At 68.3% G+C, this 16,883-nt stretch carries 16 protein-coding genes; 8 read left to right on the top strand and 8 right to left on the bottom strand.

Going from position 1 to position 16,883, the window contains the following annotated elements:
• Positions 1-111 precede the first annotated feature (111 nt).
• The 3 genes from AC4FS1_RS17010 to AC4FS1_RS17000 all read right to left on the bottom strand — a co-directional run bounded on the left by AC4FS1_RS17010 (position 112) and on the right by AC4FS1_RS17000 (position 3,083).
• Positions 112-606, bottom strand: coding sequence for a MarR family winged helix-turn-helix transcriptional regulator (locus AC4FS1_RS17010; protein ID WP_491156960.1), 495 nt, complete (start codon positions 604-606; stop codon positions 112-114).
• Between the two features lies 1 nt (position 607).
• A complete protein-coding gene (locus AC4FS1_RS17005) occupies positions 608-2,308 on the bottom strand; it encodes an MDR family MFS transporter (protein WP_491156958.1) in 1,701 nt (566 codons plus the stop codon).
• Between the two features lie 100 nt (positions 2,309-2,408).
• On the bottom strand, positions 2,409-3,083 hold the full coding sequence (locus tag AC4FS1_RS17000) for a YqaJ viral recombinase family protein (protein WP_491156956.1): 675 nt from the start codon (positions 3,081-3,083) through the stop codon (positions 2,409-2,411).
• A gap of 476 nt (positions 3,084-3,559) precedes the next feature.
• Between AC4FS1_RS17000 and AC4FS1_RS16995 the strand changes: the two genes are divergently transcribed.
• The 3 genes from AC4FS1_RS16995 to rplL all read left to right on the top strand — a co-directional run bounded on the left by AC4FS1_RS16995 (position 3,560) and on the right by rplL (position 5,698).
• Complete coding sequence (locus AC4FS1_RS16995; RefSeq protein ID WP_491156954.1) at positions 3,560-4,342, top strand: hypothetical protein; 783 nt, start codon at positions 3,560-3,562, stop codon at positions 4,340-4,342.
• Between the two features lie 408 nt (positions 4,343-4,750).
• Positions 4,751-5,266: a 50S ribosomal protein L10 gene (gene rplJ, locus AC4FS1_RS16990; RefSeq protein ID WP_491156952.1), complete on the top strand. Its 516-nt coding sequence runs from the start codon at positions 4,751-4,753 to the stop codon at positions 5,264-5,266.
• A gap of 45 nt (positions 5,267-5,311) precedes the next feature.
• Positions 5,312-5,698: a 50S ribosomal protein L7/L12 gene (rplL, locus tag AC4FS1_RS16985; protein WP_491156951.1), complete on the top strand. Its 387-nt coding sequence runs from the start codon at positions 5,312-5,314 to the stop codon at positions 5,696-5,698.
• A gap of 58 nt (positions 5,699-5,756) precedes the next feature.
• Here the strand turns inward: rplL and AC4FS1_RS16980 are convergent, their stop codons facing one another.
• Positions 5,757-6,803 (bottom strand): LacI family DNA-binding transcriptional regulator, encoded by a 1,047-nt coding sequence (locus AC4FS1_RS16980; RefSeq protein ID WP_491156950.1) that lies wholly within the window; start codon positions 6,801-6,803, stop codon positions 5,757-5,759.
• 250 nt (positions 6,804-7,053) lie between these two features.
• On the opposite strand from AC4FS1_RS16980, the gene AC4FS1_RS16975 reads away from it, so the two are divergent.
• From AC4FS1_RS16975 to AC4FS1_RS16960, 4 genes are all read left to right on the top strand, one after another.
• Entirely contained in the window at positions 7,054-8,382 is a 1,329-nt protein-coding gene (locus tag AC4FS1_RS16975) for an ABC transporter substrate-binding protein (RefSeq protein ID WP_491156948.1), read from the top strand.
• A gap of 83 nt (positions 8,383-8,465) precedes the next feature.
• The gene (locus tag AC4FS1_RS16970) at positions 8,466-9,599 is read left to right on the top strand and encodes a carbohydrate ABC transporter permease (protein ID WP_491156946.1); all 1,134 of its coding nucleotides are present in this window, start codon (positions 8,466-8,468) and stop codon (positions 9,597-9,599) included.
• The gene (locus tag AC4FS1_RS16965) at positions 9,599-10,570 is read left to right on the top strand and encodes a carbohydrate ABC transporter permease (protein ID WP_491156944.1); all 972 of its coding nucleotides are present in this window, start codon (positions 9,599-9,601) and stop codon (positions 10,568-10,570) included. The genes AC4FS1_RS16970 and AC4FS1_RS16965 overlap by 1 nt, the downstream gene beginning before the upstream one ends.
• 39 nt (positions 10,571-10,609) lie before the next feature.
• Positions 10,610-13,069, top strand: coding sequence for an HAD-IC family P-type ATPase (locus tag AC4FS1_RS16960; RefSeq protein ID WP_491156942.1), 2,460 nt, complete (start codon positions 10,610-10,612; stop codon positions 13,067-13,069).
• On the opposite strand, the gene AC4FS1_RS16955 is transcribed toward AC4FS1_RS16960, so the two are convergent.
• Genes AC4FS1_RS16955 through AC4FS1_RS16945 form a run of 3 tightly spaced genes read right to left on the bottom strand, consistent with a single transcriptional unit; the run spans position 13,014 to position 14,819 of the window.
• A complete protein-coding gene (locus tag AC4FS1_RS16955; protein ID WP_491156941.1) occupies positions 13,014-13,415 on the bottom strand; it encodes a hypothetical protein in 402 nt (133 codons plus the stop codon). The two genes, AC4FS1_RS16960 and AC4FS1_RS16955, sit on opposite strands and share 56 nt — an antisense overlap.
• Complete coding sequence (locus tag AC4FS1_RS16950) at positions 13,412-14,095, bottom strand: DUF305 domain-containing protein (protein WP_491156939.1); 684 nt, start codon at positions 14,093-14,095, stop codon at positions 13,412-13,414. The genes AC4FS1_RS16955 and AC4FS1_RS16950 overlap by 4 nt, the downstream gene beginning before the upstream one ends.
• Before the next feature lie 7 nt (positions 14,096-14,102).
• Positions 14,103-14,819 (bottom strand): thioredoxin-like domain-containing protein, encoded by a 717-nt coding sequence (locus tag AC4FS1_RS16945; protein ID WP_491156938.1) that lies wholly within the window; start codon positions 14,817-14,819, stop codon positions 14,103-14,105.
• Between the two features lie 209 nt (positions 14,820-15,028).
• Here AC4FS1_RS16945 and AC4FS1_RS16940 point away from each other — a divergent pair, with 209 nt between their 5' ends.
• Complete coding sequence (locus tag AC4FS1_RS16940) at positions 15,029-16,372, top strand: multidrug effflux MFS transporter (RefSeq protein ID WP_491156937.1); 1,344 nt, start codon at positions 15,029-15,031, stop codon at positions 16,370-16,372.
• Here AC4FS1_RS16940 and AC4FS1_RS16935 read toward each other — a convergent pair.
• A complete protein-coding gene (locus AC4FS1_RS16935) occupies positions 16,308-16,850 on the bottom strand; it encodes a nitroreductase family deazaflavin-dependent oxidoreductase (RefSeq protein WP_491156936.1) in 543 nt (180 codons plus the stop codon). The genes AC4FS1_RS16940 and AC4FS1_RS16935 overlap by 65 nt on opposite strands.
• Between the last annotated feature and the right edge of the window lie 33 nt (positions 16,851-16,883).

The raw sequence follows: 16,883 nt of genomic DNA, 5'->3' as shown, positions 1-16,883 counted from the left end.
TGCGGTCGGCACCGGCAGCACAGGTGGCTGGGGTGCGAACACAGTCAACCCGAGCAATGTCTCGCCGGTGTTACGCGGGGGTCACTGTGCGGAGAAGCTCCGGTGCATCCGCTATGCGCTGTCGGCCGGGGCTCTCCCGCTGGCCAGAGCCGACAGGAGCGAGGTGGCGTGACGGATGTCGTCGACCGACCATTCCTCGAGTGCCGCGGACAGGCGGCCGCCGTGGGGAGAGCGCGCCGCCTCCAGTCTCCGGGCGCCCAGGGGAGTGACCGCGATGAGGCGCGAACGCCGATCGTTCGGGTCGTCGGTGCGCTCGACGAACCCGAGCGCCTCCAGCTCGCTGACGCTGCGGCTGGCCAGCCCCTTGTCGGACGTCAGTCTCTCCGCGAGGGCCGAGAGGGTCACCGGGCCGTGGCGATGCACCGCGGAGAGCACCTTGAAGGTTCCCGGGAGCATCCCCGGGCTGGCCAGTTCCGCCGCCTCTGAGATGAGGCGACGGAACACGGTGATCAGTTCGGAGAACGAGTTCTCCAGATCGCGGATCGCCTCTGTGCGTTCGTCGATCGCCGGAGCGACGGCGGGCTCAGGGGAGGCGGCGGCTGTCATGTCAGCCATCCTCGCCGATCCCGGGGCGACCGCCGCGGGAGCGACGTGGTGTGTTCTCCGGGTCGGCGGTGGGGACAGGACCGGTGCCGGCGAGGACGGCCATTCCCTCCGTGGTGGATACCGTGGCGAGGTCCGCCTCGCTGGCAGCGATGCGCTCGGCCGTGGTCATCCGCGTCAAGGCGTGGTTCGGCAGGAACGCGATCGCGATGATGCTGAGAACGGCGAGCGGCACCGCGATGAGGAACGCGTGCGCGATCGAGGTGGCGTAGATCTCTTCGAAGATCACCCGCACGACATCTGGCAGCGCCGACACCTGCGGGAGGGCGCCGGAGCTGAGCTGGTCGGCGACGGCCGCGCCATCCGGTCCGAGGCTTGCGATCGCGGCGCCGATCTCCTCCTTGCGGTCGGCGCCCAGCGAGGTCACCGAGGCCGCGACAGCCGCGCCCATGAGAGACACCCCGATCGTGCCGCCGAGGCTCCGGAAGAAGGCGACGCCGGAGCTGGCCGCGCCGAGTGCCCTCGGGTCGGCGGTGTTCTGCACGATGAGAACAAGGTTCTGCATCGTCATGCCCACGCCCGCGCCGAGCAGGAACATGTAAAGGCCCACGAGGAAGAACGGCGTGTCGTAGTGGATGGTCGACAGCAGGAACGATCCAGCGGTCAGGAGCACGGCGCCGACGATGAGGTACGACTTCCACTTCCCGAAGCGGGTGATGAGCGCGCCGACGACGACCGAGGCGATCAGGAGACCCGCGATCATCGGGATCGTGAGCAGCCCGGCCTCGGTGGGAGTCGCGCCGCGAGCGAGCTGCATGTACTGGCTGAGGTACACCGACGTCCCGAACATCGCCAGGCCCGTGGCGATGGAGGCGATCACGGCGAGGGTGAAGGTGAGGTTGCGGAAGAGGTTCAGGGGAATGAGGGGCTCGGTCACCTTCAGCTCGGTGATGATGAACAGGATCGTCGCGAGAGCCGCGCCGCCCACCATCAGAGCGGTCTCCATGCTGGCCCACTCGAAGTTCTGCCCCGCGTTGGTGATCCAGATCAGCAGGAGCGAGACCGCCGCCGCGAGGAAGACGATGCCGAGGTAGTCGATGCGCACCTTGCGGGGCGGATGCTTCGGCAGGTGCAGCGTCCGCTGCTGGATGAGGAGTGCCGCGACGGCGAACGGAAGCGCGACGAAGAAGTTCCACCGCCACCCGAACGCGTCGGTGATCAGGCCGCCCAACAGAGGGCCGCCGACGGTCGCCAGCGCCATGACGGCGCCGAACAAGCCCATATAGCGGCCGCGCTCACGCGGGCTGATGATGTCCGCCATGATCACCTGGCTGAGCGCCGCGAGACCGCCGGCGCCCACGCCCTGGACCGCGCGGAAGGTGATGAGCGTCTCCGGGTTCTGCGAGAACCCGGCCGCCGCCGTCGCGAGCACGAACACCAGGATGGCGATCTGGATGAGCAGCTTGCGGTTGAACAGGTCGGCGAGCTTGCCCCAGATAGGGGTCGAGATGGCGGTGGTCAGCAGCGTCGCGGTGACGACCCACGTGTACACGGCCTGGTCGCCGTTGAGGTCGTGGACGATGACCGGAAGGGAGGTGGAGACGACGGTCGAGGCGAGCATGGACACGAACATGCCCAGCAGCAGACCCAGGAGGGCGGGGAGGACGCGGCGCTGTGCCGGTGCCTCGGTGGAATCGAGAGCCATGCGGGCCCTTTCACGACGGAGACGGATCGGCGACGACGATGGCGCGATAGTTGACTTAACTCAACGATACGCCTTTTCGTTGACTTTCGTCAACGACCGGTCACTGTGAGAGGGCGAGCGCTCGGAACGCTTCTCTCGGGTGCGGGGGAGGGGCCGCTGCATCCTGACGCGCCCGTGTCGTCCGGTGGTGGAGTTCGTCGATGAGCGCCGTGGCGAGGGAGACGAGCTTGGCGATCTCGCTCTCGTCCCGGTCCACCCACTCGCACCGGGGCTCGTCGTCCACCGGGACGAAGTCGTCGTGCACTTCCCAGGCGACCAGGGTGCGGTCGGCGCCGAGCACGTGCTGCTGCCACCACACCTGGCGAAGATAGGTGCGTGGGATGCTCCGCCACGACTTGTTGGTCGTCTTGATCTCGGCGAGCACGACGCGGCCCGCCGCATCCACGGTTACGCCGTCGGGGGTGGCCAGGTGGCGCTTCTCCACGACCGCGTGGAAGAGGGCCGACGACGGCTGAATGCCGTGGGTGGCCGCGACCCACGCGGCGATCTCCGGCTCCCGGCGGCGGCCGTGAGCGGTGTAGGCGTTTCCGGAGAAGCCCGAGCCCATGAGTTTCGCGTCGGCGGCACGGGGGATGGCGTTCGCGCTGGTGAGCGTCGCGACGTCCGTGGCCGTGATTCCGCGCGATCGCGCGCGGATCCATGCCACCCGGTCGCGCGAGTCCGCCACGATCCGCGCCGCGAGTTGCGGGCTCCGGGAGGCGAGATCGGGGGACATGTGTTCGACCCTAACCCGCGCTTCCGACCCGTCCCACCCGACCCGCCGCCCATCCGCGTGTCCCTCCGCCTGTCGCCCGCGTGTCGCTCCGCGTGCCCCTCCGCGAGCGCACGACTTGGTGCCCAGCGCACGACGTTCCTCCGCGATTTCGCCGTGCGTTCGACGCGAAGTCGTGCACTCGGCGGCGGGCCGCCCTTCCTCCACAGGGGCGCGGCGCGACGGGGTGTCCACAGAACGCACAGGAACGGATCGGCGGGGTGCCACGGGCGGTGAAGTGGAGGGATGCGACATCTCACCGCTGAAGAAGCAGACAGCATCCTGCGCAGTCGGGAGGATCTCAGGTTCCTCGGAATCAACGACCGAGCCGTGGCGGCGATGACGAACACCGCCGGAAGATCCGCCGAGGTTGGTGGGTGCAGGGGGAGGCGTGCAGCGGCCTCGCGCCCGAGTCTCGTCATCTCCTTCACGTGTGCGCTGTGGCCCGCGACATCCGAAGTGAGGACACGGTGGCCTCGTACGCGTCGGCGGCCGTGCTGCATGCACTGCCGCTCTATCGGACGCCCCTCCGCCAGGTTCATCTCACCACTCCACGGGAGGGGCGAATCTCCAGTGGCGACGATGTCTTCCGCCACGTGCAGAGCGTTCCGGACCAGGACATCGCCGAGGTGAACGGGATTCGCTGCACGACGGTGGAACGCACCGTGTTCGATCTCTGCCGGACGCTTTCGCCCGAGGCTGCGCTCTCGGTGGCCGACGCGGCGCTGCGTCAGATCGCCGTCCGCGACCATGCGTACGACGAATCCGCGGCCATGGCCTGGCGCGACGACCAGTTCCGTCGGCTTCGGGACGCGGCTGGAGCCCGCGGCATCCGGCAGGCGCGGCGAATCGTGGAGATCGCCGACGGTCGCGCGCAGCTCCCCGGCGAAAGCGTCAGCCGGCTTCAGCTCTTCCGCCTGGGATTTCGGCACCTGTGCCTGCAGGTGCCGGTCCGCGCGCCCGACGGTCGGTGGTACTGGGTCGACATCGGTATCGAGGAGGCCGACGCCTGGGGTGAATTCGACGGCGCGACGAAGTACCTGGACGAAGCCATGCGCTCGGGACGCAGTGTCGAGGAGGTGCTGCTCGCAGAGAAGCAGCGAGAGGACTGGATCCGCGGCACGACTCACCGCCGATTCGCCCGCTGGGGCACCGCGCACATCGAAACGCCTCTGCTTCTGGGTCGCCGCCTCGCGTCATTCGGCATTCTTCCGCCACGCTGACACCGACGGCCTTCCGCCGCCCTCACACCGACTGCACGGGTTCGTTCCCAATGCACGAGCTCATTGCGCTCATTACCCGTGCACTCGGCAAGAGACCGTGCACTCGCCGAGGGGAGCGGAGGCGGGGAGGCGGGGTGGGGAGGGGCGGGATTTGGACCGGAGGCGGCGGGCGCGTATGCTGGGGGCAAGCCAAAGACCGCCGGTCATCGGTGTGCGCGCGAGCGCATGACGATCGAAGCTCTGTGAAAACAGGGGCCTGCGCAGGTGTACGAAACGACATCCCGGACCGGGAATCGAGCTCCGTGCGCTTGCGCCGGAGCTCTTCTTGTTTTTCCAGGCGGAGAAGACCGGATGCTGCGGCCCGACGCCCCGTCATTGCGGAGCGTTTCGTACACACAAGGAGTGGCCATGGCGCAGAAGGATGCATCGGTCGCCGAGCTCACGAAGAACTTCGAGGACTCGACCGCCGTTCTGCTGACCGAGTACCGCGGTCTGACGGTTGCCCAGCTCAAGGAGCTGCGCAACAGCATTCGTCAGGACGCGGAATACGCCGTGGTGAAGAACACGCTGACCAAGATCGCCGCGAACAACGCGGGGTTCACCGGTCTGGACGACGAGCTCAAGGGCCCGTCTGCCATCGCTTTCGTGCACGGCGACCCGGTCGCCGTCGCGAAGGGGCTGCGTACCTTCGCCAAGGCTAACCCTCTTCTCGTGATCAAGGGCGGGTACTTCGACGGTGCCCCCCTGAGCGCGGACGAGGTCAACAAGCTCGCCGATCTCGAGAGCCGTGAAGTCCTGCTGGCGAAGCTCGCCGGTGCGATGAAGGCCTCGATGACCAAGGCGGCATACGTCTTCAACGCGCTCCCGTCGAAGGCCGTTCGCACGGTCGACGCGCTGCGCGAGAAGCAGGAGTCCGCGGCCTGACATCGGGCCCCGGCATAAGCGAAACCCCAATCAAGGAGAAACATCATGGCAAAGCTCAGCACTGAGGAGCTGCTCGACGCGTTCAAGGAGCTCACCCTCATTGAGCTCAGCGAGTTCGTGAAGGCGTTCGAGGAGACCTTCGACGTCACCGCCGCGGCCCCGGTCGCCGTTGCCGGCCCCGCTGCCGGTGGCGCCGCTCCCGTCGAAGAGGAAGAGGTCAAGGATTCCTTCGACGTCGTCCTCGAGACGGTCGGCGACAAGAAGATCCAGGTCATCAAGGTCGTCCGCGAGCTCACCTCGCTCGGCCTCGGTGAGGCGAAGGCTGTCGTCGACGGTGCTCCCAAGGCCGTCCTCGAAGGTGCCAACAAGGAGACCGCCGACAAGGCGAAGGCCGCTCTCGAAGAGGCCGGCGCGACGGTCACCCTGAAGTAACTCTCTTCACGAGAAAGCCCCGGATGCTGCGGCATCCGGGGCTTTCTCGTTGCCGATGTCAGCTGCGCCCGAGGCGCGTGTCGGAAACGGAGACCGAGAGCGCGGGGTCCGTCGGCGCGGTCGAGCTGCGGACGACCAGGCGTGCCTGCAGCCGGATGTCGGCCGGCTCGGCTGCAGGATCCTCGATGGCGCGCACCAGCATCCCCACGGCGGCGCGTCCCTGCTCGCGGGGGATCTGCTGCAGCGTGGTGAGGGAGAACATCTCAGCGAACTCGTGATCGTCGATTCCGATGACGCTCAATTCGCTGGGCACGGGGATCGCCAGCCGCCGCGCGGCGATGATGGCGCCGACCGCGACCTCGTCGCACGCCGCCACGAGCGCGGTCGGCCTTTGCCGCGCCTGGCTGAGCAGGTCGACCGCCGCCGCGTATCCGCCCGGCATGGTCACAGGGGAATGCGCGTGCCGCGCGCCTTCGCCGAGTCCGGCCGCGCTCATCGCCTCGCGGTACCCGCGCAGGCGGAGGCGGTCGACGTGGGCGAAGTGCTCGTCGGCGTCGCCGCCGAGGAACACGATGGCGCGATGTCCGAGTGCGATGAGATGCTCGGTCGCCCGGCGAGCGGCATGGACGTCGTCGACGGTGACCACGCCCCGTGCCTCGGGGGTGCCGACGACGCTCACCAGCGGTCGTCCCAGGCGCAGCAACTGCTCCAGCTCCCCGTCAGCGGGCTCCAGGCCCACAGCGATCAGTCCGTCGAAGCGGCGCCGCGGGAGAAAGTCCGACAGCACGCGTCGACGATCTCCCGTGCCCGGCGGCGCCTCATAGAGGGTGAGGTCGAGGTCGAGGTCGAGGAGGGCCGACTGGATTCCCTCGACGACCTCGGCGAAGAACCAGCGCGCCAGCGTGGGCACGAGCACTCCGATGGACTGCATCCGACCGGTGGCGAGACTCACGGCACTGGTGGACGCGACGTAGCCGAGGGATGCGGCGATCTCCGCGACCCTCCGGCGCGTCTCATCCGAGACGTACCCGCTGCCGGTGAGTGCACGGCTCGCGGTTGATTTCGAGACGCCGGCGAGGCGTGCGACCTCCGAGATGCCGCTCATGCAGGCCTCCTCATCGTCGTGTCGACCGCAGATCCCGTGAAAGCGTAGTCGCGGCCTCGGGGAAATGGAACCGGTTCCGCGCGCCCTCGAGGACACGGAACCGTTCCCAGGGCTGCTTGAGAGCGCTCCCAGGGTGTGGTTATCTACTCGTGATCAATCATTGTTGTGCGGTGCCATGAAGTCGCATACCGTGGCCTGGAATCGGTTCCTTACGGATCCGCACCGCAGATACTCAAGGAGGAGGAACCACATGGGCATGTCACAGCACCGTCGCCTACTGGCGCCGCTCGCACTCGTCGGCGTCGCCGGCATCGCGTTGGCAGGCTGTTCGGGAGGGCCGGGCGGGTCGTCCGGCGGCGGCGGAGGCGATGACGAGGGCAGCGTCGTCACGGTCTACGGCACGATCGCCGACACCGAAGCCGAGCTGCTCGAGGAGTCGTGGGCCGACTGGGAAGAAGAGAACGGCATCGACATCGAGTACGAAGCCTCGAAGGAGTTCGAGGCTCAGATCGCCGTTCGCGCCCAGGGCGGAAACGCACCCGACCTCGCGATCTTCCCGCAGCCCGGTCTCATGCGCGACATGGCCGAGCTCGGGTTCCTGAAGCCCGCCCCGGAGGCCGTCGTCTCCAACGTCGGAGAGTACTGGTCCGAGGACTGGGCCGAGTACGGGCAGTACGACGGCACCCAGTACGGTTCTCCGCTGATGGCCAGCGTCAAAGGCTGGGTCTGGTACTCCCCGGCGCAGTTCGCCGAGAACGGCTGGGAGGTTCCGGCCGACTGGCAGGGCCTGCTCGACCTGACCACTCAGGTCCAGTCGACCACCGGCGCCGCACCCTGGTGCATCGGCTTCGGCTCGGATGCTGCCACCGGATGGCCCGGAACCGACTGGATCGAGGACATCGTCCTCCGCCAGTCCGGCACCGAGGTCTACGACCAGTGGGTCGCCAATGAGATCCCCTTCACCGACCCGCAGATCGCCTCCGCCTTCGAGGAGTTCGGCAAGATCGCGCTCAACCCGAGCTACGTCAACGCCGGCTTCGGTGGCACCGACACCATCGTGGGAACGCCCTTCGGTGACGCGGCCAATGCGCTGGTCAGCGGCGACTGCGCGCTGCACCACCAGGCCTCGTTCTTCGACGGCTTCATCACGGATGCGGGCGGCACCGTCGCCGAGGACGGCGATCTCTGGGCCTTCCTGATGCCGGCGTTCGAGGCCGGCAGCGAGGGGAACGTCGTCACCGGTGGTGGCGAGATCGTCGGCGCCTTCAGCGACGACGAGGCCACCCAGGCGGTGCAGGAGTACCTCTCCAGCCCCGAGTGGGCGAACTCGCGCGTCGCCCTCGGCGGCGTGATCTCGGCCAACACCGGGCTTGACCCGGAGAACGCCTCCAGCGAGATCCTGACCGCCGCGATCGAGATCCTGCAGGACCCGAACACCACGTTCCGGTTCGATGCATCCGACCTCATGCCGTCGTCTGTGGGAACGCAGACCTTCTTCAAGGGCATGAACGACTGGGTCAACGGCACACCGACGACCGCCGTGCTCGAGCAGATCGAGTCGGGCTGGCCGTCCGAGTAATCCGCTGACGCGGGGTCGCTCCTTCCCGGGGCGGCCCCGCGGTCATCGGTGCAGAGTTCGACGACGCACTCGGAAGGACCCTCATGCGCGAATTCCTTCAGTGGCTGAGCACCCTCTCGCCGTGGCTGGAGATCCCGATCATCATCGGTGTCTTCATCGCGGTCGTCGGGCTCATCCTCTTCCTCGTAGAGCTGGCCCCGCGCAGGGGCCGGGGCTACACGCTCCTGCGGCTCGCCGTGTGCGTCGCCGTACCCGTCCTGATCCTGTGGATGCTCCAGTCGTACCAGTGGGCGATCATCGCCGCGGCCTTCGTCGGTCTGGGCTTCTTCTTCCTCGACATGTACGCCAAGAGGGGCGCCGGATCGCTGTTCCAGCTCCTCGGCTTCCTCGCCCCGGCGATCCTGCTTCTCGTCGTCGGGCTCATCGTGCCCGCCATCCAGACGACCGGCCAGGCGTTCTTCAACCGGAGCGGTCAGTCCTTCGTGGGGCTGGACAACTTCGTGTGGATCTTCACCCAGCCGCAGGGGATCCGCGTCGTCCTCAACACCATCGTGTGGGTCGTCGTCACGCCGATCGTCTCGACGATCGCGGGGCTCGCGTACGCGTACTTCATCGACAAGAGCCGCGGTGAGAAGTACTACAAGATCCTCGTGTTCCTGCCGATGGCGATCTCCTTCGTGGGGGCGTCGATCATCTGGCGTTTCGTGTACACGCCCCGGCCGGCCGACCAGGACCAGATCGGCTTCCTCAACCAGATCATCGTGTGGCTCGGCGGTCAGCCCGTCAACTTCCTCGCGGTGGAGCCCTGGAACACGCTCTTCCTCATCGTCGTGCTGATCTGGGTGCAGACCGGTTTCGCGATGGTGGTGCTCTCCGCGGCGATCAAGGGCGTTCCCACGGAACAGCTGGAAGCGGCGGAACTGGACGGTACCAACGCCTGGCAGCGGTTCATGAACGTCATCGTTCCGGGCATCCGTCCGACCCTCGTCGTCGTGCTCACCACGATCTCGATCGCCTCACTGAAGGTGTTCGACATCGTCCGCACCATGACCGCCGGCACGAACAACACATCCGTCATCGCGAATGAGATGTACACCCAGATGCGCAGCTTCGAGCAGGGACGGGCGGCGGCCTTCGCCGTCGTGCTGTTCGTGCTGGTGCTGCCGCTGGTCGTCTACAACGCGGTGCAGCTCAAGAAGCAGCAGGAGGTGCGCTGATGAGCGCGGTGATGCCGGTCGAACTGCCCCTGGACGAGGGCACCAAGGACGAACTGCGCCGTGGCGAGCGCCGGGCCGAGCGGGGGGTGACCGCGGGCGCCAAGCGAAAGCTCACATCCCGCTGGGCGACGCTTGCCGCGCTGGTCATCGCGGTGCTGTGGACCCTCCCGACCTTCGGGTTGTTCATCTCCTCGTTCCGTCCGCGCGAACTCATCCAGACCACCGGTTGGTGGACGGTCTTCAGTAACTGGGGATGGACCCTCGAGAACTACTCCGAGGCGCTGCAGTCCGGCAACAGCCAGCTGAACATGGCGGGCGCCTTCGTGAACTCCATCGCGATCACCCTGCCCGCGACGATCATCCCCATCTCGATCGCGCTGCTGGCGGCGTACGCCTTCGCCTGGATGCAGTTCCGCGGACGGAACATCCTGTTCATCCTGGTGTTCGCCCTGCAGATCGTGCCGATCCAGATGGCGCTGATCCCGCTGCTCCAGCTGTTCTCGGAGGGAACGCTGTTCAACGTTCCCGTGATCCAGGGGATCGGACAGGCCGGGTACGCGCAGGTGTGGATCGCGCACGCGATCTTCGGTCTGCCACTGATGATCTTCCTGCTGCACAACTTCGTCTCGGAGATTCCCGGGGATGTCATCGAAGCGGCTCGGGTGGACGGTGCGGGCCACGGACAGATCTTCTTCCGGATCATCCTGCCTCTGACGATGCCCGCGATCGCCTCGGTGGCGATCTTCCAGTTCCTGTGGGTGTGGAACGACCTCCTGGTGGCCTTGATCTTCGCCGACGGCAACGTGGCTCCGATCACCAAGCTGCTGGCAGAGATGACCGGTAGCCGAGGTCAGGACTGGCACCTGCTGACAGCCGGGGCGTTCATCGCGATCATCGTCCCGCTGATCGTCTTCATCGCTCTGCAGCGGTTCTTCGTCCGCGGGCTTCTGGCCGGCTCGACGAAGGGCTGAGCGGCCGAGGAGGCATCCGGGCGGTCGTACAGTGATCCCATGGGTGCCTCCTCCACCGCTTCCACGCGCGAGGACGGCGAGTCCGGGCTGACCTCGGCGGAGGTCGCGCAGCGCGTAGCGGCGGGCCGGACGAACGCGTTCGAGTCGCACACCAGCCGCAGCGCCTGGACGATCATCCGGGCCAACGTTCTGACCCTGTTCAACGGCATCGTCTTCGGATGCTTCTTCCTGCTCCTGATCCTCGGGCGGTGGCAGGACGCCCTCTTCGGTCTCGCCGCTTTCGGCAACTCGATCATCGGGTGCGTCCAGGAGTTCCGGGCGAAGGCCGCGCTGGACCGCCTCGCGCTCATGAACGCTCCCCGCGCGCGGGTGCGCCGAGACGGCCGCGACATCGACATCGCCCCGCCCGAGGTCGTGCTCGACGACGTGCTCGTCCTCCGCGCCGGTGACCAGGTCACCGCCGACGCCGCGGTGGTCGTCGGGCGCGGCCTGCAGGTCGACGAGTCGATGCTGACCGGAGAGGCGGAGGCCGTCGACAAGCGCCCTGGCAGCGAGACCCTCTCGGGGTCGGTGGTCGTCGCCGGGGAGGGGATCGCACGGGTGGTGCGCGTCGGGGAGGACGCCTACGCGAACACCTTCGCCCGCGAGGCGAAGCGGTTCTCGCTCGTGGCCAGCGAACTGCGCTCGTCGGTGGACCGGGTGCTCAAGTGGGTGGGGTGGGGCATCGGGCCCATCGGGCTCCTGGTACTCAACGCGCAGATGCTGGTGCTCGGCGGTTGGGCCCGCGCGTGGCGCACCGGCGCCTGGGTGCAGGCCGCCGTCAACGCCGTCGCCTCGCTCACGGCGATGATTCCGCTGGGGCTGGTGCTCATGACCTCCATCGCCTTCGCGGTGGGCGCCGCCAGATTGGCCGCCCGTCAGGTGCTCGTCAACGAGCTTCCCGCGGTGGAGGGACTCGCGCGCGTCGACATCATCTGCCTGGACAAGACCGGCACGCTGACGGCCGGGGACATCACCTTCGGCGAGACCTTCCCCCTGCAGGAGGTCGCGGGATGGGAGGAGGCCCTCGGCTGGTACGGCGCGGCAGAGGACGCCAACGCCACAGCCCGGTGCCTGCGCGAGCCCTACCCGGGGACGCCGGCCGTGCCTGCGACGGCCGAGATCCCGTTCTCCTCTGCCCGGAAGTGGAGCGCGGTGTCGTTCGGCGGGGGCACGTGGGTGCTCGGTGCGCCGGAGATGGTGTTCGGGGACGCCGCATCCGACCCCCGCACCCCCCTGGGGCGTACCGCCGCGCATTCCGCGGACCAGGGACGCAGGACCCTCGTCCTGGGGTACAGCCCCCGATCCCTCTCCCGTGACGAGGTACGGGCCGAACAGCTGCCGGGCGAACTTCTGGCGGTCGCGGTTCTCACCTTCCGGGAAGAAGTGCGCAGTGACGCACGGGAGACGCTGGAGTACTTCCGGGAGCAGGGAGTGGCCGTTCGGATCATCTCCGGCGACAACCCGCACACCGTGGCGGCGATCGCTCGCGAGGTGGGCGTCAACGTCGACGAGGGATTCGACGCGCGGCATCTCCCCGACGACCAGGCCGCGCTGGCCGACGTTCTCGAGGACCACATCGTGTTCGGCCGCGTGACGCCGGACCAGAAGAAGCGCATCGTCCTCGCCCTCCAGAGCCGTGGGCACACGGTGGCGATGACCGGCGACGGCGTCAACGACGCGCTGGCCATCAAGACGGCCGACATCGGCATCGCCATGAACTCGGGAGCGGCGGCGACGAAGGCGGTGGCCCGCCTCGTTCTGCTGGACGGTCGGTTCTCGCATCTGCCTGCCGTTGTGGCCGAAGGCCGGCAGGTCATCGCGAACATCGAGCGGGTCTCGATGCTGTTCCTCACCAAGACCGCCTACGCCACCGGGTTGGCGCTCCTTTTCGGTGTTCTGGTGATGGAATTCCCCTTCCTTCCGCGGCAGCTATCCATCACGGACGGCCTCACCATCGGGATCCCGGCCTTCTTCCTGGCGCTGATGCCCAACACGCAGCGGTACGTACCGGGCTTCCTGCGACGATCCCTCACGTTCGCGATCCCCGCGGGCGTTCTCATCGCGGTGGCCCTCACTGTCTACGCGCGGATGGCGGCGACCTTCGGGGTGACGCAGGAGCAGATCCGCACCGGGGCGACGATCATCCTGGCCGTCGTCGGCATCTGGGTCCTGGCGGTGCTGTCGCGACCGATCCATCGGGTCGTGGCCCTCGTCATCGGCGGCATGTTCGTCGCGCTGCTCGCCATCTTCACCGTGCCGCTCACGAGTGCCTTCTTCCAGCTCGCCGATCCGGGGGAGGAGACGTCGACGCTCGTGGCGATCGTGTCGGTGTCCACGATCGCCGGCATCGAGGTCGTGCGCTGGGTGCACCGGAGAATCGTCGCGCAGGCGCTGAACGCTCCTACGACGCCTGCCGGGCGAAGAAGCGAGAGCCCGGCGGAACCCACAGTGCGGTGAGGACGAACGCCTGGACCACGATCTGTGCGATCGCGGCGCCGTCCCACTCGGTCGTGGCGATCGCGGTCACCTGAAGCGCGGCTAGCGCGGCGATCACGACGGACGCCAGCGCCCGGGCGAGCCGGCTTCCGCGCCCGGTGGCCCCGGCAACGGCGAGCGCCAGCAGACCGGCGAGGATGATCGCCACGCCGAGGAGTGAGATCGTCAGCACCGCGTCGGCGGCCGCCTCGTACCGGCTGAGAAGCACGACGATCCCGATGGCGGCATTCAGCAGCCCGCTCCCGTAGAGGAGCACGACCGCAATGGTCACGATGACCGGGCGTCGCCCGGGCGGGGGGCTGGTCACCGGAGCGAGGCGGTGCAGCCCAGGCGGGAAGCGATGGACTCCATCGCGCCGATCTCGCCCGTCTGTGCGGCGATCATCCCCTCCGCGACGGTGTCGACCCGCGGGTCGGAGCCCAGCTCGACGACGGCCTCCGCCATCGGAATGGCGCCGCGGTGGTGGCGGATCATCAGGTCGAGGAACAGGCAGTCCGCGTCCGCCCCCGTGGCGTTCCGGAGCTGGGCGAGCTGCTCCGGCGTGGCCATCCCCATCTCGGCCTCGAGCTCTTCCTCGGTCACGGCTGCGGCGTCATGCCCGTGCTCGGCGGAGTCCGCCATCCAGGACATCAGCGGACCGCCCGACTGGGGGAGCCCCCACTGGACGAGCCAGCCGTACATCTCGCCCCGCTGGCCGGCCTGCGCGGTGGCGATGTCGTACGCGAGTACCCGCAGCTCCGGATCTTCGGTCTTGCGGTAGATCTCCATGGCCATCTCGATGGCCTGCCCGTGATGAACCTGCATGTCGCGCGCGAAGCCGGCCTCCGCCGACGACGTGCTGGGGTGCACCGGCGCGGCGCTCGCGCCGAAGGCGGTGAACCGGCCGACCGCGAACGCCGTGGCGGCGACCGCGATCGCGACGAGCAGAACGGCGACCCACGGCGCGGCGCGCCGGACGGGTGCGGCGTCGCCGGTGCCTCCGCTCATCGTCAGGTCAGGACTTCCCGGGGCCGTCGGTGGCGCCGGAGCAGCTCGCGTTGGGCTCGGGGACGTCTTGGCTGCGCCAGTACTCCTCGAAGAACTCCGGGATGCGCTCGTCGGACGCGGAATCCAGCTTCAGCTGATGGTTCCACGAGCTGAGGACGATCGGGGAGTCCAGGCCCTCGAACGGGGAGAGGATGACGTAGGTCGAGGGAAGGTGGGTCTTGAGGGTGTCCAGGTCTTCGCCCGACACCGCTGCGGCGTCGTAGGTGACCCAGACCGCCCCGTGCTCCATGGAGTGCACGGCGTTCTCGTTGACCTGCGGCTCGGTGTAGATCCCGCAGTTCAGCCAGATGGAGCTGTGCGGGCCGCCCGCCGGGGGCGACTGGGCGTAGTCCACCGCACCCTCCACGTGTGTGGTCTCGTTGTCGAAGGTCTCGACCCCCTCGATCTCGAGCCCTTCGCTGTCGAGGGCACCGTAGGTCGGGGCGCTGCGGGGAGCGAAGACGAAGGATGCGACGACCAGGGCGAGGATCGCCACGGCAGCGGTGGAGCCCACGACCCACCAGACGATCTTCCCGCGCCGCCGCTTGGCGAGCTGGCGCTGGTACTCCGCCAGCTTTTCTTGGCGTTTCTGCTCGCGCTGCTGCTTGACGGTCTGATTGATGGTCGCCTGGGCGGCGGGGTTCCCGCTCGCGCGGCGGTCGGACGGGCTTGACGAAGGAGTCATGTGCGGCGTGTGCGTTCCGTTGGTGAGCGAGGACACGTCGGACGGGCGCCGACAGGTACAGCCTATTCGCGCGCATGCGGGGGAGGCTGTGAGGCTCCCCATACGCCGCTATCATGGATGCGTTCCGAATCGATTCGGAACGTCCCCTCCCCTCTGTGAGACGCGGACCTTCTCCGGGTCTTGTCGCTGACTCTCCGAACGAAGGCTTCGTGCTCGACACCGCATCCAACCCGATCGTCCCTCCGGCCGCCGGAACCCGTCCGGAGCGGCCGGCCACGGGCGCGATCCGCACCCTGGGAAAGAACCCGGCGACCGCGCCGATCATGCTGCACCCGGGGGACTCGCTCCCCATGGGTCGTCGCGTGGTGTACATCATCCTGCTCGGCGCGTTGACGGCGCTCGGGCCGTTCACGATCGACCTCTACCTGCCGGCGTTCCCCGCGCTGGAGAGCGACTTCCGCACCACGGCCACGGCTATCCAGCTCACCCTCACCGGCACGATGGTCGGATTCGCGCTGGGTCAGCTCATCGTCGGCCCCCTCAGCGACAAGGTCGGCAGGCGCATGCCGCTCCTCGCCGTCACCGCGTTGCACGTCGTGGCCAGTACGGCCGCGGCACTGGCCCCCTCGCTCGAGCTGCTCTCGGTCGCACGCGTCCTCATGGGCGCGGGAGCGGCAGCCGGGGGCGTCGTCGCCGCGGCGATCGTGCGGGATCTCTTCGGCGGGCGGCGTCTCGTGGTGATGCTCTCGCGCCTGGCGCTGGTCTCGGGCGTCGCGCCGGTGCTCGCGCCGCTGGTGGGGTCGGGGCTCCTGCTGGTGACGTCGTGGCGCGGGATCTTCGTCGTCCTCGCGGTGTACGGCGCCGTCATGCTCGTCTCGGCGATCTTCCTCCTCCCCGAGACGCTTCCCCGGGAGCGGCGGGCCGAGCAGGCCAGCACAACCATCTGGGCCCGGTACCGCAGCGTCCTGACCGACCGGGTCTTCCTCGGGGTCCTGGTCATCGGCGGGATGACCTTCAGCGGCATGTTCTCCTACCTCTCGTCGTCGTCGTTCCTCTTCCAGGGCGCCTACGGGCTGGATCCGCAGCAGTACGGGATGCTGTTCGCGGTCAATTCGCTCGGCGTCATCGTCGGCGTGCAGTCGGCGTCGCGGCTGGCGGCGCGGTTCGGTCCCCAGTGGGTGATGGCGTGGTCCACCGCCTTCCTCCTCATCGCCAGCATCGGCATCATCGTCACCGACCAACTGGGCCTCGGCATGTGGGGCACCATCGTGCCGTTGTTCTTCTTCATCACCGCGTGCGGGTTCACCTTCCCGTGCGTGCAGGTGCTGGCCCTCGACCGGCACGGCAAGGCGGCCGGCACCGCACAGTCCCTCATCGGGGCGACCAACTTCGGCGTCGCCGGTTTCATCTCTCCGGCGGTGGGGTGGATCTCCGGTTCCGCCGGCATCACCGCCACGACGATGGCTTCCGTGATGGTCGGATGCGCCGTTATCGGCGTCCTCGGGCTATGGCTCCTGGTGCGGCCGAAGACGGTGGGCCTTCTGGCGCCCTGACGGGCTGCAGCCGGAACAGCCGCACCACGCGACCGGATTCGCGCTCGTAGGTGCGGTACCCCGGCCACTGCCGTTCGATGCGCGCCCAGACGGCGTCGCGTTCGTCGTCGCCGATGAGGGTGGCGTGCACGGGCATCCGGCGGCCGCGAACCGTGATCTCCGCGTCGGGGTGCGCGAGCAGGTTCGTCGTCCAGGCGGGATGCTGCGACCCGGCGAAGTTCGAGCCGGCCACGATCGCCCGGCCGTGACCGTCGGGCGTGTACATCAGCGGCACGTCGCGGGGCTGTCCGGAGCGGGCACCGACGGTGTGGAGGACGAGCGAAGGCACGAGGAGCCCGCTGATCTGCACGCGCCCCTTCGTCGCACGAGCGATCGCGCGCTCGACAGGCGGAAGCGCGGTCGGGGCGAAGCGGCGGAACACCCGCGTGCGGGTGAAGGGCGCAATGGCGCGGCGCACGACGTCGACGGCACGACTCATCCCGACATTCTTGCGGGATCGTCGTCGCTGCAC

The sequence above is a fragment of the Microbacterium sp. Z12_35 genome (assembly GCF_058310475.1).
This window is presented reverse-complemented; position numbering and strand designations above follow the sequence as displayed.